The organism is Pseudomonas sp. GM80 (genome assembly GCF_000282515.1).
Taxonomy (GTDB): Bacteria; Pseudomonadota; Gammaproteobacteria; order Pseudomonadales; family Pseudomonadaceae; genus Aquipseudomonas.
In genome coordinates this window covers 1-21,533 of record NZ_AKJD01000150.1, presented here as the reverse complement: position 1 = coordinate 21,533, position 21,533 = coordinate 1, and the positions used below count along the sequence as shown (strand labels likewise).

The window sequence follows — 21,533 nt, the reverse complement described above, 5'->3', positions numbered from 1 at the left end:
TACTCAATCGACGGGGCGCGCAAGGCGCCCCGCGTCATAACGGGCGGCGTGATGCTGAACAAATATCCTCTGTGGAAATACATTCTGATCCTGGCGGTGCTGGCGATCGGTCTGATTTATTCCGCTCCGAATCTATACCCCGATGACCCGGCCATTCAGGTCAGCGGTGCAAGCACTGCGCTGCAAGTCAATCAGGCTGATCTGGATCGTGTGAGCACTGCGCTCAAGGAGTCCGGGATCAACGTCAAGGCGGCCACGCTGGCGGCAAATGGCAAGGGCGGCCTGATCCGTCTGACCAAGGCTGAAGATCAACTGCCGGCCAAAGACGTTGTGCGCAAGGCATTGGGTGATGACTACGTCGTCGCGCTGAACCTGGCACAGACCACCCCGCAATGGCTGCGCAATCTGGGCGCGCACCCGATGAAACTGGGTCTGGACTTGTCCGGTGGTGTGCACTTCCTGCTGGAAGTGGACATGGACAAAGCCCTCGATGCACGCCTGAAAGTCTACGAAGGCGACGTCAAGAGCCTGCTGCGCAAAGAGAAGCTGCGCTATCGCAGCCTGCCGCAACTGGGCGGTGCCATTCAGCTGGGCTTCAGCGATGAAGATTCCCGCGAACAGGCCCGTGCACTGATCCGCAAGAACTTCAACGATTTCGACATTGTTCCGGCCGACCTCAACGGTCAACCGGTGCTGCGTCTGGCGATGACCCCGGCCAAGCTGGCGGAAATCCGTGAATACTCCATCAAGCAGAACTTGACCACGGTACGTAACCGCGTCAACGAGCTGGGTGTTGCCGAACCGATCGTTCAGCGTCAAGGCGCCAACCGCATTGTGGTTGAACTGCCGGGCGTGCAGGACACTGCCGAAGCCAAGCGTATTCTCGGCAAGACGGCCAACCTTGAGTTCCGTCTGGCTGCTGAGCCGGGTGCTTCGAAAGCCACTTCCGAGACTTTCGAGTTCCGTGAAGGCAATCGTCCCGCTGCGCAGATCGAACGTGGTCTGATCATCACCGGTGACCAGGTGACCGACGCCAAGGCCGGTTTCGGTGAGCACGGCACGCCTGAAGTGAATATCCGTCTGGATGGCCACGGTGGCGAGCTGATGAGCCGCGCGACCCGTTCGAACGTCGGTCGCAGCATGGCAGTGATTTTCATCGAGCAGCGTCCGGTTACCACTTACACCAAGCAAGTGGTCGACGGTGTCGAGAAAGACGTCGCCGTTCAGACGTTCAAAGAAGAGAAGAAGATCATCAGCCTGGCGACCATTCAGTCGACGCTGGGTGCTCAGTTCCGCATCACTGGCCTGAACGGTCAGGGTGAGTCGTCCGAGCTGGCGCTGCTGCTGCGTGCCGGTGGTCTGGCTGCTCCGATGTACTTCGCTGAAGAGCGCACAATCGGCCCGAGCCTGGGTGCTGACAACATCACCAAAGGTATCGATGCGTCGCTGTGGGGCATGTTGTTCGTGTCGCTGTTCATCATCGCCATCTACCGCTTCTTCGGCGTCATTGCTACCGTCGCGCTGGCGGTGAACATGGTGCTGCTGCTGGCGTTGATGTCGCTGTTGGGTGCCACACTGACCCTGCCAGGTATCGCCGGTATCGTGCTGACCATGGGTATGGCGGTCGACGCCAACGTGCTGATCTTCTCGCGGATCCGTGAAGAGATCGCCGCCGGCATGACCGTGCAGCGTGCAATCAACGAAGGCTTCGGCCGGGCATTCACCGCGATTCTCGACGCCAACCTGACTACCTTGTTGGTCGGCGGGATTCTCTTTGCCATGGGCACCGGCCCGGTCAAAGGTTTCGCAGTGACCATGTCCCTCGGGATCTTTACCTCGATGTTCACGGCCATCATGGTGACCCGCGCAATGGTCAACCTGATCTTTGGCGGACGTGACTTCAAGAAGTTGTGGATTTAAGGGGCTGCCATGTTACGTACAATCAACTTCATGGGCGTTCGCAACGTTGCGTTCGGCGTCACAGTGTTACTCACGGTCATTGCCTTGTTCAGTGTTTTCCACAAGGGCATGAACTGGGGTCTGGACTTCACCGGCGGTACGCTCATTGAGCTGACCTACGAGCGTCCGGCCGACGTCACCAAGGTGCGTGAAGAGCTGGTAACTTCCGGTTACCACGAAGCCATCGTGCAGAGCTTTGGTGCTACCACCGATTTGCTGGTGCGCATGCCGGGTGAAGACCCGCAGCTGGGTCATCAGGTCGCGCAAGCGCTGCAGAAGCTCGGCGGTGACAACCCGGCGACAGTCAAGCGTGTCGAGTTCGTCGGCCCGCAGGTCGGTGAAGAGCTGCGCGACCAGGGCGGCCTCGGCATGTTGCTGGCGCTCGGCGGCATCCTGATCTACCTGGCTTTCCGCTTTCAGTGGAAGTTTGCGGTCGGCGCCATCGTTTCGCTGATTCACGACGTGATCGTGACCGTAGGTATCCTGTCGTACTTCCAGATCACTTTCGATCTGACGGTGCTGGCGGCGGTGCTGGCGATCATCGGTTACTCGCTGAACGACACCATCGTGGTATTCGACCGGGTTCGTGAGAACTTCCGCGTGCTGCGCAAGGCGACGCTGATCGAGAACATCAACATCTCGACCACGCAGACCCTGCTGCGGACCATGGCGACGTCGATTTCGACCTTGCTGGCGATCGCGGCGCTGCTGTTCTTTGGCGGTGACAACTTGTTCGGCTTCTCGATCGCGCTGTTTATCGGTGTATTGGCGGGTACTTACTCGTCGATCTACATCGCCAACGTGGTGCTGATCTGGCTGAACCTGACCACCGAGGATCTGATTCCTCCGGCCAACACCGAGAAGGAAGTCGACGACCGTCCATAACGGTCATCGTTTTCCCGGCTGTCAGCCCAAGAAAGGCGCGAGTTGAACTCGCGCCTTTTTTTATGCTCCAAGGCTGGGAGAAGCGCGGGCGTGTCCCGCATGTGATGGTCAGGAGGTTCATGTGAACAAGTCGTTGCTGGTTGGTGCGGTATTGGGTGCTGTCGGTGTGACTGCCGGGGGTGCTGTTGCCACCTACAGCCTGGTTAAAAGCGGCCCTGAGTATGCGCAAGTGTTGGCCGTTGAACCGGTTAAAACACAGATCAAGACGCCACGTGAAGTGTGCAAGGATGTAGCCGTGACCCGCCAGGCGCCGGTCAAGGATCAACACCAGATTCTCGGCACCGCCATTGGTGCGGTAGCCGGTGGTTTGCTGGGTAACCAGGTCGGCGGCGGTACCGGCAAGAAGATTGCCACGGTCGCTGGTGCAGTCGGTGGTGGTTATGCCGGTAACAAAGTGCAGGAAGGCATGCAGAATCGCGACACCTACACCACCACCCAGACTCGCTGTAACACCGTGAATGACATCAGCGACAAGGTCGTTGGTTACGACGTGCGTTACTCGCTGGACGGCAAGGAAGGCAAGGTGCGCATGGATCGTGATCCGGGCAACCAGATTCCGGTCGACAAGGAAGGCAAGTTGATTCTGTCGCAGAATGAGCCGGGTCAATAAAGACCGACTGTTTTAACAAGAAGCACCCTGCGGGGTGCTTTTTTGTACCCGCATGAAACCTATTCCCAATGTAGGAGCTGCCGAAGGCTGCGATCTTTTGATCTTTGTCTTTTAAAAACCAAGATCAAAAGATCGCAGCCTTCGGCAGCTCCTACAGGGGGTGGGGGTAAAATTCAGGCATAAAAAAAGCGCCCCGAAGGGCGCTTTTTTCGTTTCGCGTAACGCTTAGCGCTTCAGCGAAGCCGGCAGGTGCGGCTGGATCGCCGTCAGAACTGCCTTGAAGCATTTGGTGTTGCCGGCAACGATGTGGCCTTTTTCAAGGAAGTCGTGACCGCCGGTGAAGTCGCTCACCAGGCCGCCGGCTTCTTGAATCAGCAGGGCGCCTGCAGCCATGTCCCACTCGGACAGGCCCGACTCCCAGAATGCATCGAAACGACCGGCAGCTACGTAAGCCAGGTCCAGGCTCGCCGAACCGGCGCGGCGGATGCCGGCAGTCTGGCCAACCAGGGCGCGGAACATGCCCAGATAGTTTTCCAGGTTGTCCATTTGATCGTCACGGAACGGAAAGCCAGTGCCCAGCAGGGCGCCGTCGAGGCTTGTACGGCCGCTGACGCGCAGGCGACGACCGTTCAGTTGAGCGCCGCGACCACGGCTGGCGGTGAATTCTTCCTGGCGAACCGGGTCCAGAACCACTGCGTGTTCCAGGCGACCACGGTATTTGCAGGCAATGCTGACAGCGAAGTGAGGAATGCCGCGCAGGAAGTTGGTGGTGCCGTCCAGCGGATCGATGATCCACAGGTACTCTTCGCCTTCGATGCCGGTACCGGCGTGCATGCCAGTCTCTTCACCGCGGATGGAGTGGTTCGGGTAAGCCTTGCGCAGCGCGTCGATGATTTTCTGTTCAGCGGCGCGATCGACCTCGGATACATAATCCTTGGCGTCTTTTTCGTCGACCTTGATGGTATCCAGGCGCTCGATGGAGCGGAAGATCAGTTCACTGGCGCTGCGGGCGGCGCGCAGCGCGATATTCAGCATGGGCTGCATGGATGTGTCACCTAAGGTTGTTAAAGAAAGCCGCGCATTCTATCAGAACTTTTCTTCAGGTGAAGGACGCTGTTCGCTTTCATAGCTTAACGGTAGGCTGTTCTGTAAGATTTGCACCCCTTTCCTGTGTCCGAGAGCGCCTCCCTTGCTGCAGAACATTCGTGTCGTCCTGGTCAATACCAGCCACCCCGGCAATATCGGCGGGGCCGCGCGCGCCATGAAAAACATGGGTCTGTCGCGATTGGTGCTGGTCGAACCGCGCCTGTTTCCGCATCACGAGGCCGATGCTCGCGCCTCCGGTGCCGGCGACATCCTTGAAAACGCACAAGTCGTCGCCACCCTCGAAGATGCCTTGGTCGGCTGCAATCTGGTGCTCGGCACCAGTGCCCGTGACCGCCGCATTCCCTGGCCACTGCTGGATCCGCGCGAATGCGGCACCAAAGTGGTCGAGGAAGCCGGGCAGGGCGCCGAAATCGCCTTGGTGTTCGGTCGTGAAGACTCCGGCCTGACCAATGATGAGCTGCAGCGATGTCACTTTCACGTGCACATCCCCTCCGACCCTGAGTTCAGTTCGCTGAACCTCGGCGCGGCGGTGCAGGTGTTGAGCTACGAAGTGCGCATGGCCTGGCTGGCCGCACAAGGTCAGCCGAGCAAGATCGAGAAAGAAGAAGTGGCTTCGGTGAAAAGCGCCGAGCTGGCGACCATGGATGAGCTGGAGCGCTTTTATGAGCATCTGGAGCAAACGCTGGTCGCGATCGAATTCCTCGATCCGGAAAAACCACGGCACTTGATGGCGCGCCTGCGCCGGTTGTACGGACGCAGCTCGGTCAGCCGGGCGGAAATGAATATTTTGCGTGGCATCCTCACGGAAACCCAAAAAGCGGCCCGTGGTGAGCTTCTAAAGCGGAAGGACTAAACAATGTTTGAGCGTTTGCGTGAAGATATCCAGAGCGTGTTCCATCGAGACCCGGCGGCGCGTAACGCTTTTGAAGTCCTGACCTGCTACCCCGGCATGCATGCGATCTGGATCCATCGCTTGGCCGGCATGCTGTGGCGCAACGAGCTGAAATGGCTGGCGCGGCTGGTGTCGAACTTCGGTCGCTGGTTGACCGGGATCGAAATTCATCCTGGGGCCAAAGTCGGTCGACGCTTCTTTATTGACCACGGCATGGGCATCGTCATCGGTGAAACCGCCGAGATCGGTGATGACGTGACCATCTATCAGGGCGTGACCCTGGGTGGCACCAGTTGGAACAAAGGCAAGCGCCACCCGACGCTGGGTGACGGTGTTGTCGTGGGGGCGGGCGCCAAGGTGCTCGGCCCGTTCACCGTCGGTGCGGGTGCCAAGGTTGGTTCCAACGCCGTGGTGACCAAAGAAGTGCCGCCGGGCGCCACTGTTGTGGGGATTCCGGGGCGAATCATCGTCAAATCCGACGAAGAGCAGGATGCCAAGCGCAAGGCCATGGCCGAGAAGATCGGTTTTGATGCCTATGGTGTCAGCGAAGACATGCCCGACCCGGTAGCGCGCGCCATCGGTCAGTTGCTTGATCATCTGCAAGCGGTGGACGGGCGGCTGGAAGGCATGTGCGGCGCGTTGAAGGATCTGGGCAGCAATTACTGTGCGAAAGATCTGCCTGAGCTGCGCGAAGAAGACTTCGCCTGCGTCAAAGGCAAAGACGAATCCAAAGCCAGCTAGCGCCCCTGTGTAGGAGCTGCCGAAGGCTGCGATCTTTTGATCTTGTGGAAGGCAAAGTCAAAAGATCGCAGCTGCGGCAGCTCCTACAGAGGCTTGCGCCGGCCGGTGTGCCATTAGGCCGCAGACCCTGCTATCATTCGCGCGCTCTTTTGCGGGTAATCCTGACTAAAGTACTAGGTCTTAAAGTTGACTTAAATACTCGGGAATTGCATACTCGCCCCATTCTGAACTCCGTGGTAACTGTCCATGCGACTGACTACAAAAGGCCGATACGCCGTGACCGCCATGCTTGACCTGGCGTTGCACGCGCAGCACGGGCCCGTGTCCCTGGCCGATATCTCCGAGCGCCAAGGCATCTCCCTGTCCTACCTCGAACAGCTGTTCGCCAAACTGCGCCGCAGCAACCTGGTTTCCAGTGTTCGCGGCCCGGGTGGTGGCTACCAGTTGTCCCGCGACATGCAGGGCATCCAGGTCGCCCAGGTGATCGATGCGGTAAACGAATCGGTCGACGCCACCAAATGCCAGGGCCAGGGCGATTGCCATTCCGGCGACACGTGCCTGACTCACCATCTGTGGTGCGATTTGAGCCTGCAGATTCACGAATTTCTAAGTGGTATCAGCTTGGCTGATCTTGTGACTCGCCGTGAGGTGCAAGAAGTAGCCCAGCGTCAGGACCAGCGCCGTTGCAACAGCAAGGCGCCACGCCTGGACAAGATTGAAGCGTCCGCCGTCGAATGACAGCCAGAGAGCTAGCGGCACGCCAGCCCTGATTTAGGAGATAGTCCATGAAATTGCCGATTTACCTTGATTACTCTGCGACCACCCCGGTCGATCCGCGCGTTGCGCAAAAAATGAGTGAATGCCTGCTGGTCGACGGAAACTTCGGTAACCCGGCGTCCCGTTCCCACGTATTCGGCTGGAAAGCTGAAGAGTCCGTCGAAAACGCTCGTCGTCAGGTGGCCGATCTGGTCAACGCCGATCCGCGCGAAATCGTCTGGACCTCCGGTGCCACTGAGTCCGACAACCTGGCAATCAAGGGGGCGGCACATTTCTATGGCTCCAAGGGCAAGCACCTGATCACCTCCAAGATTGAGCACAAGGCTGTCCTCGACACCATGCGCCAACTGGAGCGTGAAGGTTTCGAAGTGACCTACCTCGAGCCTACTGAAGACGGTCTGATCACTCCGGCCATGATTGAAGCGGCACTGCGCGAAGACACCATCCTGGTCTCCGTGATGCACGTGAACAACGAAATCGGCACCGTCAACGACATCGCCGCAATCGGCGAAATGCTCCGCGCCAAGGGCATTCTGTTCCACGTCGACGCCGCTCAGTCCACTGGCAAGGTCGAGATCGACCTGCAGAAACTGAAAGTCGACATGATGTCGTTCTCCGCCCACAAAACCTACGGCCCTAAAGGCATCGGCGCGCTGTACGTCAGCCGCAAGCCGCGTGTGCGCATCGAAGCGACCATGCACGGCGGCGGTCACGAGCGCGGCATGCGTTCCGGCACCCTGGCGACCCACCAGATCGTCGGCATGGGCGAAGCGTTCCGTGTGGCCAAAGAAGACATGGCTGCCGAAAACGTCCGTATCAAAGCCTTGAGCGACCGCTTCTACAAGCAGGTCGAGCATCTGGAAGAGCTGTACGTCAACGGCAGCCTGACCGCCCGCGTTCCGCACAACCTGAACCTGAGCTTCAACTACGTTGAAGGCGAGTCGCTGATCATGGCGCTCAAGGATCTGGCGGTATCGTCCGGTTCGGCGTGCACCTCGGCGTCGCTGGAGCCTTCGTACGTACTGCGCGCCCTGGGCCGCAACGACGAACTGGCACACAGCTCGATCCGCTTCACCTTCGGCCGTTTCACCACCGAAGAAGAAATCGACTACGCCGCGCAGAAAGTCTGCGAGGCCGTTACCAAGCTGCGCGCTTTGTCGCCGCTGTGGGACATGTACAAAGACGGCGTCGATATCTCGAAAATCGAGTGGGCGGCACACTAAATATAGAAGCCGCCAGATACAGATCCTGTAGCGACGCGGCGGTTTACGCAGCGCAGTTGCAGGGTCTCAAGAGCGGCCCTGATGAGTGAGGATTGAGAATCATGGCTTACAGCGAAAAGGTCATCGACCACTACGAAAACCCGCGCAACGTCGGCAAGATGAACGCGGAAGATCCTGATGTCGGCACCGGCATGGTCGGCGCTCCGGCATGCGGCGACGTAATGCGTCTGCAAATCAAGGTCAACGACGCAGGCATCATCGAAGATGCCAAATTCAAGACCTACGGCTGCGGTTCCGCTATCGCTTCCAGCTCCCTCGCCACCGAGTGGATGAAGGGCAAGACCCTGGACGAAGCCGAAACCATCAAGAACACTCAGCTGGCCGAAGAATTGGCCCTGCCGCCAGTGAAAATTCACTGCTCGGTACTGGCTGAAGACGCGATCAAAGCGGCTGTTCGCGATTACAAGCAGAAGAAAGGCTTGATCTGACTTTCTGGATTTGGCGACGAGTAAGGAGTCACCGATGGCTATCAGCATGACAGAAGCGGCTGCTCGACACGTGCGGCGCTCCCTCGACGGGCGCGGCAAAGGTGAAGGGATTCGTCTGGGTGTTCGCACCACAGGCTGTTCCGGCCTTGCCTACGTGCTGGAGTTTGTCGACGAGGTGGTTGCAGAGGATCAGGTGTTCGAGAGTCACGGCGAAAAAGTGATCATCGACCCGAAAAGCCTCGCCTACCTGGACGGCACCGAGCTCGACTTCGTCAAGGAAGGGTTGAACGAAGGCTTCAAGTTCAACAACCCCAACGTACGCGGTGAATGTGGCTGCGGCGAAAGCTTCAACATCTGAGGCTTGTCGTGGGTATTCCTTGTCATTTCGCTTTATTCGAGCTGCAACCGAGTTTCCGTCTGGATCTCGAGCAGTTGGCCACGCGCTATCGTGAGTTGGCGCGCGGCGTTCATCCTGACCGCTTTGCCGACGCTTCCGAGCGTGAGCAACGGTCGGCACTTGAGCAGTCTGCTCGGCTCAACGACGCCTATCAGACGCTCAAGAGTCCGGCCCAGCGTGCACGCTACCTGCTGACCATCAGCGGGCATGAAGTGCCGATGGAAGTCACGGTCCATGATCCCGAGTTTCTTCTGCAGCAGATGCAGTGGCGCGAAGAGCTTGAAGACCTCCAGGACAGTGCCGACCTCGACGGTGTCGCGGTGTTCAAGCGTCGCTTGAAAGTGGCTCAGGAAGAACTCAACGAAAGCTTCGCAGCCTGTTGGGATGATGCAGCGCAACGCGAACAGGCCGAACGCCTGATGCGGCGCATGCAGTTCCTCGACAAGCTCACCTACGAAGTGCGCCAGTTAGAAGAGCGCCTCGACGATTAACCCAGTGCCGCTCCGGTCGCACGCCTGATATACAGATAAGTCCTGATCACGATGGCCCTACTGCAGATCGCCGAACCCGGCCAAAGTCCTCAACCGCACCAGCGTCGTCTGGCTGTGGGGATCGACTTGGGCACTACCAATTCGCTGGTCGCTGCGTTGCGCAGTGGTCTTTCCGAACCGTTGGCCGACGCAAACGGGCAGGTCATCCTGCCGTCCGCTGTGCGTTACCACGCCGATCGCGTCGAAGTCGGCGAGTCGGCCAAGCTGGCCGCCGCCTCCGATCCTTTGAACACTGTGCTGTCGGTCAAGCGCTTGATGGGTCGTGGTCTCTCCGACGTCAAGCAATTGGGCGACCAGTTGCCGTACCGCTTTGTCGGTGGCGAATCGCACATGCCGTTCATCGACACCGTGCAAGGCCCGAAAAGCCCGGTCGAAGTCTCCGCCGATATTCTCAAGGTGTTGCGTCAGCGCGCTGAAGCGACATTGGGTGGCGAACTGGTTGGCGCGGTGATCACCGTTCCGGCTTACTTCGATGATGCTCAGCGTCAAGCCACCAAAGATGCGGCCAAACTCGCCGGTCTGAACGTGCTGCGTCTGCTCAACGAGCCGACTGCGGCCGCTGTGGCGTATGGTCTGGATCAGCATGCCGAAGGCCTGGTCGCGATTTATGACCTGGGCGGCGGTACTTTCGATATTTCGATTCTGCGTCTGACTGGCGGTGTTTTCGAAGTGCTGGCCACTGGCGGCGACAGCGCGCTGGGCGGCGATGACTTCGATCACGCGATTGCCGGCTGGATCATCGAGAGCGCCGGTCTGTCCGCCGATCTCGATCCGGGCGCACAACGTAATCTGCTGCAAACCGCTTGCGCGGCCAAAGAAGCCCTGACCGACTCGGCCAGTGTTGAAGTGGCCTACGGCGACTGGAAAGCGCCGCTGACCCGCGAAGCCTTCGATGCGCTGATCGAGCCAATGGTCGCGCGCAGCCTGAAAGCCTGCCGCCGCGCTGTTCGCGACTCCGGTGTAGAGCTGGAAGACGTGCACGCCGTGGTCATGGTTGGCGGTTCGACTCGCGTTCCTCGCGTTCGCGAAGCCGTCGCCGAAGCCTTTGGTCGTCAGCCTTTGACCGAAATCGATCCGGATCAAGTGGTGGCCATCGGTGCCGCGATCCAGGCCGATACGCTGGCTGGCAACAAGCGCGATGGCGGCGAACTGCTGCTGCTCGACGTGATTCCACTGTCCCTGGGGCTGGAAACCATGGGCGGCTTGATGGAGAAGGTGATTCCGCGCAACACCACCATCCCTGTCGCTCGCGCACAAGATTTCACGACCTACAAAGATGGCCAGTCGGCCATGGCGATCCACGTTCTGCAGGGTGAGCGCGAGCTGATCAGTGACTGCCGTTCGCTGGCACGCTTCGAATTGCGTGGCATTCCAGCGATGGTGGCCGGCGCAGCGAAGATTCGCGTGACCTTCCAGGTCGATGCCGACGGTCTGCTCAGCGTTGCTGCCCGTGAATTGGGTTCAGGCGTTGAAGCGAGCATCCAGGTCAAACCGTCCTACGGTCTGACCGACGGCGAAATCGCCAAAATGCTCAAAGATTCGTTCCAGCACGCCAATGACGATAAAGTCGCCCGCGTTCTACGCGAGCAACAAGTCGATGCCCAGCGCCTGATCGAAGCGGTGCAGGGCGCTCTGGAGGCTGATGGCGAGCGTTTGCTCGACGCCGAAGAGCGCATGGTCATCGACCTGCAGTTGCAGGAATTGGCCGAACTGATGAAAGGTACCGATGGTTATGCCATCGAGCAGCAGACCAAGCGTCTGTCGCAAGTGACCGATGCTTTTGCTGCCCGCCGCATGGATCTGACGGTGAAAGCCGCTCTGTCGGGGCGCAATCTGAATGAAATCGAGGATATCTGATGCCGCAGGTCATTTTTCTGCCCCACGAGAAGTTCTGCCCTGAAGGCATGGTGGTCGAGGCTGCGCCCGGCACATCGATTCTCGAACTGGCCCACGAACACCACATCGAGATGGAAAGCGCCTGCGGCGGCGTCTGCGCTTGCACCACCTGCCACTGCATCATCCGTGAGGGTTTCGACTCGATGGAAGAGGCTGACGAGCTGGAAGAAGACTTCCTCGATCGTGCCTGGGGTCTGGAAGCGCAATCGCGCCTGGCCTGTCAGGCCATCGTCGGTGAAGAAGACATCACCGTCGAGATTCCGAAATATTCGCTTAACCATGCGGCTGAAGCGCCGCACTGACTGGTAAGACTGTCATGAGCTACGGTTGGAATGATGTTCAACGTATTGCAGAAGAACTGGCCGAGGCCAAGCCGGGTGTAGATCCGTTTTCTGTCAATTTCGTCGATCTGCAGCAATGGATCAAAGAGCTGCCTGATTTTGACAATACCTCTGGTCGAGTTGGCGAGAAGGTGTTGGAAGCGGTTCAGACGCTCTGGGCTGAAGAATTGGACTGATCGTCCTCGCAGGTTAGGCAATACCCAAGAACCCGCGTATAATTCGCGGGTTTAATTTTTCGCAAATTACCGTTTCTGGAGTTACACCATGGCTGTTCAACGCACTTTCTCCATCATCAAGCCTGACGCTGTTGCAAAAAACGTCATCGGCGAAATCACCACTCGTTTCGAAAAAGCCGGCCTGCGCGTTGTAGCTTCGAAACTGAAGCAACTGTCCAAAGCTGAAGCTGAAGGCTTCTACGCTGAGCACAGCGCTCGTGGTTTCTTCGGCGACCTGGTTGCTTTCATGATCTCCGGCCCTGTTGTTGTTCAGGTTCTGGAAGGCGAAAACGCTATCGCTCTGAACCGTGAGCTGATGGGCGCTACCAACCCTAAAGAAGCTGCTGCCGGCACCATCCGCGCTGACTTCGCTGATTCCATCGACGCCAACGCTGTTCACGGTTCGGACTCCGAAGCCGCAGCTGCTCGTGAAATCTCGTACTTCTTCGCAGCTACTGAAGTAACCACTCGCTAAGCATTGGCTTAAGAGTGAAGGTGAATCCATGACTACATCGACTGTAAAAACCAACCTGCTGGGTCTGACTCAACAGGAAATGGAAAAATTCTTCGACTCAATCGGGGAGAAGCGTTTCCGTGCCGGTCAGGTAATGAAATGGATTCACCACTTTGGTGTCGATGATTTCGACGCCATGACGAACGTCAGCAAGGCCTTGCGCGACAAGCTCAAGGTTATTGCTGAGGTCCGTGGTCCGGAAGTGGTCAGCGAGGACATCTCCACCGACGGCACCCGTAAGTGGGTGGTGCGTGTGGCGTCCGGCAGCTGCGTCGAGACCGTGTACATTCCCCAGGGCAAACGCGGCACTCTGTGCGTTTCGTCCCAGGCAGGCTGTGCCCTGGATTGCAGTTTCTGCTCCACCGGCAAGCAAGGCTTCAATAGCAACCTCACCGCCGCCGAAGTCATCGGTCAGGTGTGGATTGCCAACAAATCTTTCGGCAGCGTCCCGGCAACCGTCGACCGTGCCATCACCAACGTGGTGATGATGGGCATGGGTGAGCCGCTGCTGAACTTCGACAACGTCGTCGCCGCCATGCATCTGATGATGGATGACCTCGGCTACGGGATCTCCAAGCGCCGCGTGACCCTGTCCACCTCGGGCGTGGTGCCGATGATCGATGAGCTGGCCAAGCACATCGACGTCTCCCTGGCATTGTCCCTGCACGCACCGAATGACGCATTGCGTAACCAATTGGTGCCGATCAACAAGAAATATCCGCTTAAGATGCTGCTCGAGTCGTGCCAGCGCTACATGTCGTCCCTGGGCGAAAAACGCGTGCTGACCATCGAGTACACCTTGCTCAAAGACATCAACGACAAGGTTGAGCACGCCGTCGAGATGGTCGAGCTGCTGAAAAACATTCCGTGCAAGATCAACCTGATTCCGTTCAACCCGTTCCCGCATTCCGGGTACGAGCGTCCGAGCAACAACGCGATCCGTCGTTTCCAGGATCAGTTGCATCAGGCCGGTTTCAACGTCACTGTCCGCACCACCCGTGGTGAAGACATCGACGCCGCATGTGGTCAATTGGTAGGGCAGGTGCTGGATCGCACCCGTCGCAGCGAACGTTACATCGCCGTGCGTGAGTTGAACGCCGACAGCGATCTGGCACAGAACGCCGCGAACACTAACTAAGAGAGGATCTCTATGTCCCTGCGCTTTGCGCTGCTGTTGCTGTTGGCCAGCCTGTGTGCTGGTTGTGTCCTGTCGGGTGATTACAACCCGATGAAGACCAGCAAGGGCCGCGATGAAGCGCGGGCTGCCTACGTGCAGTTGGGGCTGGGGTACTTGCAGCAAGGCATGACCGAGCGGGCCAAGGTGCCGTTGAAGAAGGCCCTGGAACTGGACAGTTCCGATCCGGATGCGAACGCGGCCCTCGGGCTGGTGTTTCAGTCTGAAATGGAGCCTGCACTTGCCGACGAACACTTCCGCAAGGCTTTGTCCTCCCGTCCTGCCGATGCGCGCATCCTCAACAATTACGGCAGTTTCCTCTACGAAGAACAGCGTTATAAAGAAGCCTACGAGCGTTTTGAACAGGCCGCCGCCGATACCCTGTATCCTGAGCGTTCGCGTGTGTTCGAGAACCTCGGCATGACGGCAGCGAAGCTCGGTCAGCGTGATCTGGCACAGCAACAGCTGGAAAAGGCGCTGCGTCTGAACCGCCAACAGCCACGTGCGTTGCTGGAAATGGCTGAGTTGTCCTTCGAAGACAGGCATTATGTGCCCGCGCGTGACTATTACGACCGTTTCAGCCTGCTTACCGAACAAAATGCACGTAGTCTATTGCTCGGCGTTCGGCTGGCAAAAGTGTTTGAAGATCGCGACAAGGCCGCCAGTTATGGCCTGCAACTAAAACGACTCTATCCCGGTACGCCGGAATATCAGCAATACCTGTCGGAGCAATGATGAAAGCGGCGCATCCCGAAGTTGTAGCAGCGAATCGCGTTAACCCCGGTGAGACCCTGCGCCAGGCCCGCGAAAGCAATGGCTGGTCGCTGGCCGAAGTGGCCCTCAAGCTCAACCTCACCGTGACGTCTCTGGGCAATCTTGAAGCCGGCGCTTTCGACAAGCTGCCGGGGCATACCTTCGCTCGCGGTTACATTCGCGCGTATGCCAAATTGCTCGGTATGGACCAGACCGTTCTGGTTCAGCAGTTCGACCAGTCCACCGGCACCGACTCGCAGGGCAGCAACGTCCACGCCCTCGGCCGTATCGAAGAGCCTGTACGGGTTTCCCACACCATTTTACGTATCGTCAGCCTGTTGTTGCTGATCGCGGTCATCGGCGGTGGTTTCGTCTGGTGGCAGGATCAGACCTCGCTGCGCACCAAGGACCTGACGTCTCTGGCGCCTGAGCACGTTGAAGTCGAAGGGGCTGATGGCACTACCCAGATTCACCCGATCGATGAGCCGGAAGATCAGGCTGTCGCGGAAAACCAGACCGAGGGCTCGACCGCTCTGGCATTGCCGCAAGCCGAAACCACGGCTGAATCGACGGGTGCCGAGCCTGCCGTTCCAGCCACCGAGTCTGCGCCTGCTGCACCGGTTGCTCCGGCAGCGCCAGCCGCTCCCGCTCATACGCCTGCCCCCGTGGTTGCCTCGCCTGCCACGCCGGCGCCTGCTGTGCCGAGCACGCCCGCTCCGACCGTGACTGCCCCGGTGGCACCGGCCGCGCCTGCTGCAGCCCCGGTTGCCGGCCAAGGCCAGGTGTCGGTGCAATTTGTCGCTGACTGCTGGACGCAAGTCTCCGATGGCAGCGGTAAAGTATTGTTCAGTGGTCTCAAGCGCAAAGGCGACAGCCTGGCCGTTGCCGGCAAGCCGCCTTTTGCCGTACGCCTGGGCTATGCCCGTGGCGCGCAGGTCAGCTACAACGGCCAGCCGGTCGATGTTGCTCCGTTCACCAGTGGCGAGACTGCTCGCCTGAAGTTGGGTCAATAAGTCATGCACGGCGAATCTCCAATCAAACGTCGCGTTTCGCGCAAGATCTGGGTCGGCAACGTACCGGTGGGCGGTGATGCGCCGATCGCGGTGCAGAGCATGACCAACAGCGACACCAATGACGTTGCCGCCACTGTTGCGCAAATCAACCGTCTGGAAGCCGCTGGCGTCGACATCGTTCGCGTCTCGGTGCCGGACATGGACGCCGCCGAGGCGTTCGGCAAGATCAAACAACTGGTCAAGGTGCCGCTGGTTGCCGACATCCACTTCGACTACAAAATCGCTCTGCGTGTCGCCGAGCTGGGCGTCGACTGCCTGCGCATCAACCCGGGCAATATCGGTCGCGAAGACCGTGTTCGCGCGGTGGTCGATGCTGCGCGTGATCGCGGGATTCCGATCCGCATCGGCGTCAACGCCGGTTCCCTGGAAAAAGACCTGCAAAAGAAATACGGCGAGCCGACGCCTGCCGCGCTGGTCGAGTCTGCTTTGCGCCACGTTGAGCACCTCGAACGCCTGAATTTCCAGGACTTCAAGGTCAGCGTGAAGGCCTCCGACGTGTTCATGGCCGTCGAAGCCTACCGCTTGCTGGCGAAAGAAATCGTCCAGCCGCTGCACCTGGGCATCACCGAAGCCGGTGGATTGCGTTCGGGCACAGTGAAATCCGCCGTGGGCCTAGGTATGCTGCTCGCCGAAGGGATTGGCGATACCATCCGCATCTCGCTGGCGGCCGATCCGGTCGAGGAAGTGAAGGTCGGTTACGACATCCTCAAGTCTTTGCATCTGCGTTCCCGTGGCATCAACTTCATCGCCTGCCCGAGTTGCTCGCGGCAGAACTTCGATGTGGTGAAAACCATGAACGAGCTGGAAGGGCGCCTTGAAGACCTGCTGGTGCCGCTGGATGTCGCGGTGATCGGTTGTGTGGTCAACGGCCCCGGCGAAGCCAAGGAAGCCCATATCGGCTTGACCGGCGGCACGCCCAACCTGATTTACATCGACGGCAAGCCGGCGCAGAAACTGACGAATGACAATCTGGTGGACGAGCTGGAAAGGCTGATCCGCCAGAAAGCGGCCGAAAAGGTCGAAGCTGACGCTGCCGTAATTGCGCGCGGCTGACCCTGACTGAAGAGCCGAACGAATTTAAGGATTTAAAGTGAGCAAGTCATTGCAAGCCATTCGTGGCATGAACGACATCCTGCCCGAACAGACTCCCCTGTGGCGTTATTTCGAGGGCACCGTTGCGCGCCTGCTGGATAACTACGGTTACAAGCAGATCCGCATGCCGATCGTCGAGTTCACCGAGCTGTTCAAGCGCTCGATCGGTGAAGTGACCGATATCGTCGAAAAAGAGATGTACACCTTTGAAGACCGCAACGGCGACTCCCTGACCCTGCGTCCGGAAGGCACCGCGGCGTGCGTACGCGCGGTGCTTGAGCACGGCATCACCGGCGGTGGCCAGGTGCAGAAACTCTGGTACATCGGCCCGATGTTCCGCCACGAGCGTCCGCAGAAAGGCCGTTATCGCCAGTTCCACCAGATCGGCCTGGAAGTGTTCAACCTCGACGGTCCGGACATCGACGCCGAGCTGATCACCATGACCTGGCGCCTGTGGGGCGAGCTGGGCATTCGTGATGCAGTCAAACTCGAACTCAACAGCCTCGGCACCAGCGAATCCCGTGGGCGTTATCGTGAAGCGCTGGTCGAGTACCTCTCGGCGCACCACGACAAACTCGACGAAGACAGCCAGCGTCGCCTGAAAACTAACCCGCTGCGCGTGCTCGACACCAAAAATGCCGACACTCAAGCGGTGCTGGTCGATGCGCCGAAGATGGCCGACTACCTCGATGACGAGTCGCGTGCACACTTCGAAGGTTTGAAAGCGCGTCTGGATGCCGTCGGCATTCCGTACGTACTCAATCCGAAGCTCGTGCGTGGCCTCGATTACTACAGCAAAACCGTTTTCGAATGGGTCACCGACAAGCTCGGCGCTCAGGGCACTGTCTGCGCGGGTGGCCGTTACGACGGTCTGGTCGAGCAGATGGGCGGCAAACCAACCACCGGCGTCGGTTTCGCCATGGGCATCGAACGTCTGGTGCTGATGCTGGAAACGCTGGAGCAGATCCCGGAAGAAATCTCCCGTCAGGTTGATGTCTATCTGTGCGCATTCGGCGAAGAAGCCGAGCTGGCGGGTCTGGCCCTGGCTGAACGTGTTCGTAATCAACTTCCAAACCTGCGCCTGCAAGTCAATGCCGGCGCCGGTAGCTTCAAGAGCCAGTTCAAGAAGGCCGACAAGAGCGGTGCGCTGTACGCACTGATCCTCGGTGACGACGAAATGGCCCAGCAAGTGGTAGGTTTCAAACCCCTGCGTGGCCAGGGCGAACAACAAAGCATTGCCTGGGATGCGCTCGCCGCTCACCTGGCCACCTGCGTCGTGCAGGGTTGAAGCTGTCTAAACAGCCGATTTAGCGATTAAGGAGTATTGGGGTGTCGAGTACCGAAGACGAACAGTTGGCGGATTTGAAGGACTGGTGGACACGCAACGGCAAACCTCTGGTCACCGGCGGCCTGTTGGCGCTGGTCATCGTGTTCGGCTGGCAGGCTTATCACAAATATCAGGGCAACCAGTCGCAAGGCGCCTCGGTGCTCTATCAGCAACTGCTGGAAACCACGCTGACGCCTGACGGCAAGCCTGATGCTGCCCGCGTTGCGGATCTGGCCGGCAAGCTCAACAGCGAGTTCGCCGGTTCGGCCTACGCGCAGTACGGCAGCCTGTTCGTGGCTAAAGTGGCGGTCGACAGCGGCAAGCTGGATGACGCCGCCACCGAGCTGAAAGCCATCGTCGACAAACCGGCCAACCCGGCGCTGGGCGAAATCGCCCGTCAGCGTCTGGCGCAGGTGTTGGGTGCACAGAACAAAGCCGACGACGCCCTGAAACTGCTCGACGGTGATGCCGACAAAGCGTTCCTGGCCACTCGCGAAGAACTCAAGGGCGACCTGCTGGTGCAGTTGGGCCGTACCGATGACGCGAACAAGGCGTATCAAAAAGCCAAGGCGGCACTGTCGGATGAAGCGGCGGTCGGTGGCCTTCAAATCAAGCTCGACGACCTGGCCAAAGGGGATGCGTGACGTGATCCGTTGGAAGCATGCAGCATTGCTGGCTCTGGCCCTTCTGGCCGCGGGTTGCAGCAGCAACAGCAAGAAAGAATTGCCACCGGCTGAACTGACCGACTTCAAAGAAGAAGTGGTTCTGCAAAAGCAGTGGAGTCGTTCGATCGGTGACGGTCAGGGCGAAACCTACAACATGCTGGTGCCGGCGATCGACGGTGACACCATCTACGCCGCCGATGTAACCGGCGTGGTGATGGCCATGGATCGCGGCAATGGCGATGTGAAATGGAAGCAGGATCTTGATCTGCCTGTCTCCGGCGCTGTCGGCGTTGGTTATGGGCTGGTTCTGATCGGCACCCTGCGTGGCGAAGTCGTTGCTCTGGACACCATCAACGGTGAAGAGAAGTGGCGTGCCCGCGTCAACAGCGAAGTTCTTGCGCCACCGGCCAACAACGGTGACGTCGTGGTGGTGCAGACTCAGGACGATCGTCTGATCGGTCTGGATGCTTCCACCGGTACTCAGCGTTGGGTGTATGACAGCACTCCGGCCGTACTGACCCTGCGTGGCACCAGTGCACCGCTGGTCACCAACCGCCTCGCGGTGGCTGGCCTGTCGACCGGTAAAGTCGTCGCTCTGGACATTTCCAACGGCGTGCCGGTTTGGGAACAACGCATTGCGATTCCGCAAGGTCGTTCGGAGCTGGAGCGCGTAGTCGACATCGACGGCGGTCTGCTGTTGTCCGGCGGTACGCTGTACGTTGCCAGCTATCAGGGTCGCGTCGCGGCACTGGATCTGGAAAGCGGTCGTCAACTCTGGCAGCGCGATGCGTCGAGCTACGCTGGTATTGCTCAGGGTTTCGGCAGCGTTTACGTGAGCCTGTCCTCGGGCACCGTTGAAGGCGTCGACGAGCGTTCCACCACAGCATTGTGGAGCAACGATTCGCTGGCTCGCCGTCAACTGTCGGCGCCGGAAGTGTTCTCCAGCTACGTGGCAGTGGGTGACCTGGAAGGTTATCTGCACCTGTTGAGTCAGGTCGACGGTCGTTTCGTCGGCCGTGAGCGCATTGACAGCGACGGCCTGCGTGCCCGTCCGCTGGTGGTGGGTGACACGATTTATGTGTATGGCAACAGCGGCAAACTGGAAGCCCTGACCATCAAGTAACAACTATGCTTGGGGTTAAACCCCCAGGCGGCCCCGGATTCATGGGGCTTGCAGCGCTAACAGGCGTTGCCCCGAGCACCAGCCGCTGCCTCGCAGCGGCTTTTGTATTTTCTGAAATAACGAAGTGGAGAGCCGCATGGTTCCCGTAATCGCCCTGGTGGGCCGACCGAACGTCGGCAAGTCCACCTTGTTCAACCGCCTGACCAGGACTCGCGACGCCATCGTCGGCGACTTGTCCGGTCTGACCCGTGATCGCCAGTACGGTGAGGCCAAGTGGCAAGGGCGTTCCTACATTCTGGTCGACACCGGTGGTATCTCCGGTGACGAGCACGGTATGGACGAAAAAATGGCCGAGCAGTCGCTGCTGGCCATTGAAGAAGCAGATGTTGTGCTGTTCCTGGTAGATGCCAAGGCCGGTTTCACCGCCGCCGACCAGATGATCGCCGAACACCTGCGCAAACGTAACAAGCGCTCCTACGTGGTTGCCAACAAGGTCGACAACATCGACCCGGAAATGGCCCGCGCTGAATTCGCTCCGTTGGGCATGGGCCACGCGATCCCGATCGCCGGTGCTCACGGCCGTGGCATCACCCAGATGCTGGAAATCGCCCTGGGTGATTTCCCGAAAGACGAAGAAGAGCCGGAAGACGGCGAAGAAGAAATCGTTGCCGAAGGTGAGGAAGCCAAGCGCATTCCTGGCCCAAGCGAAAAAGACGGCATCAAGATCGCCATCATCGGTCGTCCGAACGTCGGCAAATCGACTCTGGTCAACCGTATGCTCGGTGAAGACCGGGTTATCGTTTATGACCAGCCCGGCACCACGCGTGACAGTATCTACATCCCGTTCGAACGGAATGAAGAGAAGTACACGCTGATCGACACCGCCGGTGTGCGCAAGCGCGGCAAGATCCACGAAGAAGTCGAAAAATTCTCCGTGGTGAAAACCCTGCAAGCGATCAAAGACGCCAACGTGGTGATCTTCGTGATGGATGCGCGTGAAGGCGTGGTCGATCACGACCTCAACCTGCTCGGCTTCGCCATCGAGTCGGGTCGTGCACTGGTGATCGCGATCAACAAGTGGGACGGCATGACGCCGAGCGAGCGCGACTTCGTCAAGGTCGAGCTGCAGCGTCGTCTGTTCTTCGTTGATTACGCCGACATCCACTTCATCTCGGCACTGCACGGTACCGGCGTGGGCAATCTCTACGCTTCGGTGCAGAACTCGTTCAAGTCGGCGGTCACCCGCTGGCCGACCAACCGTCTGACCCAGATTCTGGAAGATGCGGTTGGCGAGCACGCGCCGCCGATGGTCAACAACCGCCGAATCAAGCTGCGTTACGCTCACTTGGGTGGCGCTAACCCGCCGATTATCGTGATCCACGGTAACCAGATCGAGAAAGTGCCGAAGTCGTATGTGCGCTATCTGGAAAACACTTACCGTCGTGTGCTCAAGCTGGTCGGTACGCCGATCCGCATCGAGTTCAAGGGCGGCGAGAACCCGTATGAAGGCAACAAAAACACCCTGACCGACCGCCAGGTCAACAGGAAGCGTCGGATGATGTCGCACAGCAAGAAAGCCGACAAAAAGCGCCGCGACAAGAAGTGATTGAGGTGGCCATTCCTGCCTTGGTGTGGGAATGCTCAATGGCTTCTGTAGGAGCTGCCGCAGG

General features: G+C 59.1%; 23 protein-coding genes. 22 read left to right on the top strand and 1 reads right to left on the bottom strand.

Annotation, left to right across the window (positions count from 1 at the left end):
* The first annotated feature begins 51 nt into the window (after positions 1-51).
* The 3 genes from secD (at position 52) to PMI37_RS20895 (ending at position 3,514) form a co-directional block, all read left to right on the top strand.
* Positions 52-1,920: a protein translocase subunit SecD gene (gene secD, locus PMI37_RS20905; RefSeq protein WP_008084671.1), complete on the top strand. Its 1,869-nt coding sequence runs from the start codon at positions 52-54 to the stop codon at positions 1,918-1,920.
* A gap of 9 nt (positions 1,921-1,929) precedes the next feature.
* Positions 1,930-2,844 carry a protein translocase subunit SecF gene (gene secF / locus PMI37_RS20900; RefSeq protein ID WP_008084669.1) on the top strand — a complete coding sequence of 305 codons (915 nt, stop codon included), beginning with the start codon at positions 1,930-1,932 and terminating at the stop codon, positions 2,842-2,844.
* 121 nt (positions 2,845-2,965) lie between these two features.
* The gene (locus PMI37_RS20895; RefSeq protein ID WP_008084667.1) at positions 2,966-3,514 is read left to right on the top strand and encodes a glycine zipper 2TM domain-containing protein; all 549 of its coding nucleotides are present in this window, start codon (positions 2,966-2,968) and stop codon (positions 3,512-3,514) included.
* A gap of 225 nt (positions 3,515-3,739) precedes the next feature.
* On the opposite strand, the gene suhB is transcribed toward PMI37_RS20895, so the two are convergent.
* A complete protein-coding gene (gene suhB / locus PMI37_RS20890) occupies positions 3,740-4,558 on the bottom strand; it encodes a type III secretion system regulator SuhB (protein ID WP_008084666.1) in 819 nt (272 codons plus the stop codon).
* Positions 4,559-4,703: 145 nt separating this feature from the next.
* On the opposite strand from suhB, the gene trmJ reads away from it, so the two are divergent.
* The 19 genes from trmJ (at position 4,704) to der (ending at position 21,469) form a co-directional block, all read left to right on the top strand.
* Positions 4,704-5,474: a tRNA (cytosine(32)/uridine(32)-2'-O)-methyltransferase TrmJ gene (trmJ, locus tag PMI37_RS20885; RefSeq protein WP_008084663.1), complete on the top strand. Its 771-nt coding sequence runs from the start codon at positions 4,704-4,706 to the stop codon at positions 5,472-5,474.
* 3 nt (positions 5,475-5,477) lie between these two features.
* Complete coding sequence (cysE, locus tag PMI37_RS20880) at positions 5,478-6,254, top strand: serine O-acetyltransferase (protein ID WP_007916901.1); 777 nt, start codon at positions 5,478-5,480, stop codon at positions 6,252-6,254.
* Between the two features lie 246 nt (positions 6,255-6,500).
* Entirely contained in the window at positions 6,501-6,992 is a 492-nt protein-coding gene (iscR, locus tag PMI37_RS20875; RefSeq protein WP_003227911.1) for a Fe-S cluster assembly transcriptional regulator IscR, read from the top strand.
* Between the two features lie 47 nt (positions 6,993-7,039).
* Positions 7,040-8,254, top strand: coding sequence for an IscS subfamily cysteine desulfurase (locus PMI37_RS20870; RefSeq protein WP_008084662.1), 1,215 nt, complete (start codon positions 7,040-7,042; stop codon positions 8,252-8,254).
* A 101-nt stretch (positions 8,255-8,355) separates the two neighbouring features.
* Positions 8,356-8,742, top strand: coding sequence for a Fe-S cluster assembly scaffold IscU (gene iscU / locus PMI37_RS20865; RefSeq protein WP_007916892.1), 387 nt, complete (start codon positions 8,356-8,358; stop codon positions 8,740-8,742).
* Between the two features lie 34 nt (positions 8,743-8,776).
* Positions 8,777-9,100 carry an iron-sulfur cluster assembly protein IscA gene (iscA, locus tag PMI37_RS20860; RefSeq protein WP_003227904.1) on the top strand — a complete coding sequence of 108 codons (324 nt, stop codon included), beginning with the start codon at positions 8,777-8,779 and terminating at the stop codon, positions 9,098-9,100.
* A gap of 8 nt (positions 9,101-9,108) precedes the next feature.
* Entirely contained in the window at positions 9,109-9,630 is a 522-nt protein-coding gene (hscB, locus tag PMI37_RS20855; protein WP_008084660.1) for a co-chaperone HscB, read from the top strand.
* A gap of 51 nt (positions 9,631-9,681) precedes the next feature.
* Entirely contained in the window at positions 9,682-11,547 is a 1,866-nt protein-coding gene (gene hscA / locus PMI37_RS20850; protein WP_008084658.1) for a Fe-S protein assembly chaperone HscA, read from the top strand.
* The gene (gene fdx / locus PMI37_RS20845; RefSeq protein ID WP_007916885.1) at positions 11,547-11,888 is read left to right on the top strand and encodes an ISC system 2Fe-2S type ferredoxin; all 342 of its coding nucleotides are present in this window, start codon (positions 11,547-11,549) and stop codon (positions 11,886-11,888) included. The genes hscA and fdx overlap by 1 nt, the downstream gene beginning before the upstream one ends.
* Positions 11,889-11,902: 14 nt before the next feature.
* Complete coding sequence (gene iscX / locus PMI37_RS20840) at positions 11,903-12,103, top strand: Fe-S cluster assembly protein IscX (protein ID WP_008084655.1); 201 nt, start codon at positions 11,903-11,905, stop codon at positions 12,101-12,103.
* Positions 12,104-12,191: 88 nt separating this feature from the next.
* Positions 12,192-12,617: a nucleoside-diphosphate kinase gene (gene ndk, locus PMI37_RS20835; RefSeq protein WP_007916882.1), complete on the top strand. Its 426-nt coding sequence runs from the start codon at positions 12,192-12,194 to the stop codon at positions 12,615-12,617.
* Positions 12,618-12,645: 28 nt separating this feature from the next.
* Positions 12,646-13,794 carry a 23S rRNA (adenine(2503)-C(2))-methyltransferase RlmN gene (gene rlmN, locus PMI37_RS20830; RefSeq protein WP_008084652.1) on the top strand — a complete coding sequence of 383 codons (1,149 nt, stop codon included), beginning with the start codon at positions 12,646-12,648 and terminating at the stop codon, positions 13,792-13,794.
* 12 nt (positions 13,795-13,806) lie between these two features.
* Positions 13,807-14,565, top strand: a complete 759-nt coding sequence (gene pilW, locus PMI37_RS20825) for a type IV pilus biogenesis/stability protein PilW (RefSeq protein ID WP_008084650.1) — start codon at positions 13,807-13,809, stop codon at positions 14,563-14,565.
* Entirely contained in the window at positions 14,565-15,596 is a 1,032-nt protein-coding gene (locus PMI37_RS20820; protein ID WP_008084649.1) for a RodZ domain-containing protein, read from the top strand. The genes pilW and PMI37_RS20820 overlap by 1 nt, the downstream gene beginning before the upstream one ends.
* A 3-nt stretch (positions 15,597-15,599) precedes the next feature.
* Positions 15,600-16,709, top strand: coding sequence for a flavodoxin-dependent (E)-4-hydroxy-3-methylbut-2-enyl-diphosphate synthase (ispG, locus tag PMI37_RS20815; RefSeq protein WP_008084646.1), 1,110 nt, complete (start codon positions 15,600-15,602; stop codon positions 16,707-16,709).
* Between the two features lie 37 nt (positions 16,710-16,746).
* Positions 16,747-18,036 (top strand): histidine--tRNA ligase, encoded by a 1,290-nt coding sequence (gene hisS / locus PMI37_RS20810; RefSeq protein WP_008084644.1) that lies wholly within the window; start codon positions 16,747-16,749, stop codon positions 18,034-18,036.
* Positions 18,037-18,077: 41 nt separating this feature from the next.
* Positions 18,078-18,719 (top strand): YfgM family protein, encoded by a 642-nt coding sequence (locus PMI37_RS20805; protein WP_008084642.1) that lies wholly within the window; start codon positions 18,078-18,080, stop codon positions 18,717-18,719.
* Complete coding sequence (bamB, locus tag PMI37_RS20800) at positions 18,712-19,863, top strand: outer membrane protein assembly factor BamB (protein WP_045123217.1); 1,152 nt, start codon at positions 18,712-18,714, stop codon at positions 19,861-19,863. Before PMI37_RS20805 ends, bamB begins: the two co-directional genes overlap by 8 nt.
* A gap of 136 nt (positions 19,864-19,999) precedes the next feature.
* A complete protein-coding gene (gene der, locus PMI37_RS20795) occupies positions 20,000-21,469 on the top strand; it encodes a ribosome biogenesis GTPase Der (RefSeq protein WP_008084638.1) in 1,470 nt (489 codons plus the stop codon).
* Positions 21,470-21,533: the final 64 nt, after the last annotated feature.

Coding starts and splice junctions, on each gene's coding strand:
- PMI37_RS20820 (WP_008084649.1), top strand. CDS start 14,565: ATGAAAGCGGCGCATCCCGAAGTTGTAGCAGCGAATCGCGTTAACCCC.
- iscU (WP_007916892.1), top strand. CDS start 8,356: ATGGCTTACAGCGAAAAGGTCATCGACCACTACGAAAACCCGCGCAAC.
- PMI37_RS20870 (WP_008084662.1), top strand. CDS start 7,040: ATGAAATTGCCGATTTACCTTGATTACTCTGCGACCACCCCGGTCGAT.
- suhB (WP_008084666.1), bottom strand. CDS start 4,558: ATGCAGCCCATGCTGAATATCGCGCTGCGCGCCGCCCGCAGCGCCAGT.
- der (WP_008084638.1), top strand. CDS start 20,000: ATGGTTCCCGTAATCGCCCTGGTGGGCCGACCGAACGTCGGCAAGTCC.
- ndk (WP_007916882.1), top strand. CDS start 12,192: ATGGCTGTTCAACGCACTTTCTCCATCATCAAGCCTGACGCTGTTGCA.
- iscA (WP_003227904.1), top strand. CDS start 8,777: ATGGCTATCAGCATGACAGAAGCGGCTGCTCGACACGTGCGGCGCTCC.
- rlmN (WP_008084652.1), top strand. CDS start 12,646: ATGACTACATCGACTGTAAAAACCAACCTGCTGGGTCTGACTCAACAG.
- cysE (WP_007916901.1), top strand. CDS start 5,478: ATGTTTGAGCGTTTGCGTGAAGATATCCAGAGCGTGTTCCATCGAGAC.
- iscR (WP_003227911.1), top strand. CDS start 6,501: ATGCGACTGACTACAAAAGGCCGATACGCCGTGACCGCCATGCTTGAC.
- hscA (WP_008084658.1), top strand. CDS start 9,682: ATGGCCCTACTGCAGATCGCCGAACCCGGCCAAAGTCCTCAACCGCAC.
- bamB (WP_045123217.1), top strand. CDS start 18,712: ATGCGTGACGTGATCCGTTGGAAGCATGCAGCATTGCTGGCTCTGGCC.
- secD (WP_008084671.1), top strand. CDS start 52: ATGCTGAACAAATATCCTCTGTGGAAATACATTCTGATCCTGGCGGTG.
- iscX (WP_008084655.1), top strand. CDS start 11,903: ATGAGCTACGGTTGGAATGATGTTCAACGTATTGCAGAAGAACTGGCC.
- fdx (WP_007916885.1), top strand. CDS start 11,547: ATGCCGCAGGTCATTTTTCTGCCCCACGAGAAGTTCTGCCCTGAAGGC.
- secF (WP_008084669.1), top strand. CDS start 1,930: ATGTTACGTACAATCAACTTCATGGGCGTTCGCAACGTTGCGTTCGGC.
- pilW (WP_008084650.1), top strand. CDS start 13,807: ATGTCCCTGCGCTTTGCGCTGCTGTTGCTGTTGGCCAGCCTGTGTGCT.
- ispG (WP_008084646.1), top strand. CDS start 15,600: ATGCACGGCGAATCTCCAATCAAACGTCGCGTTTCGCGCAAGATCTGG.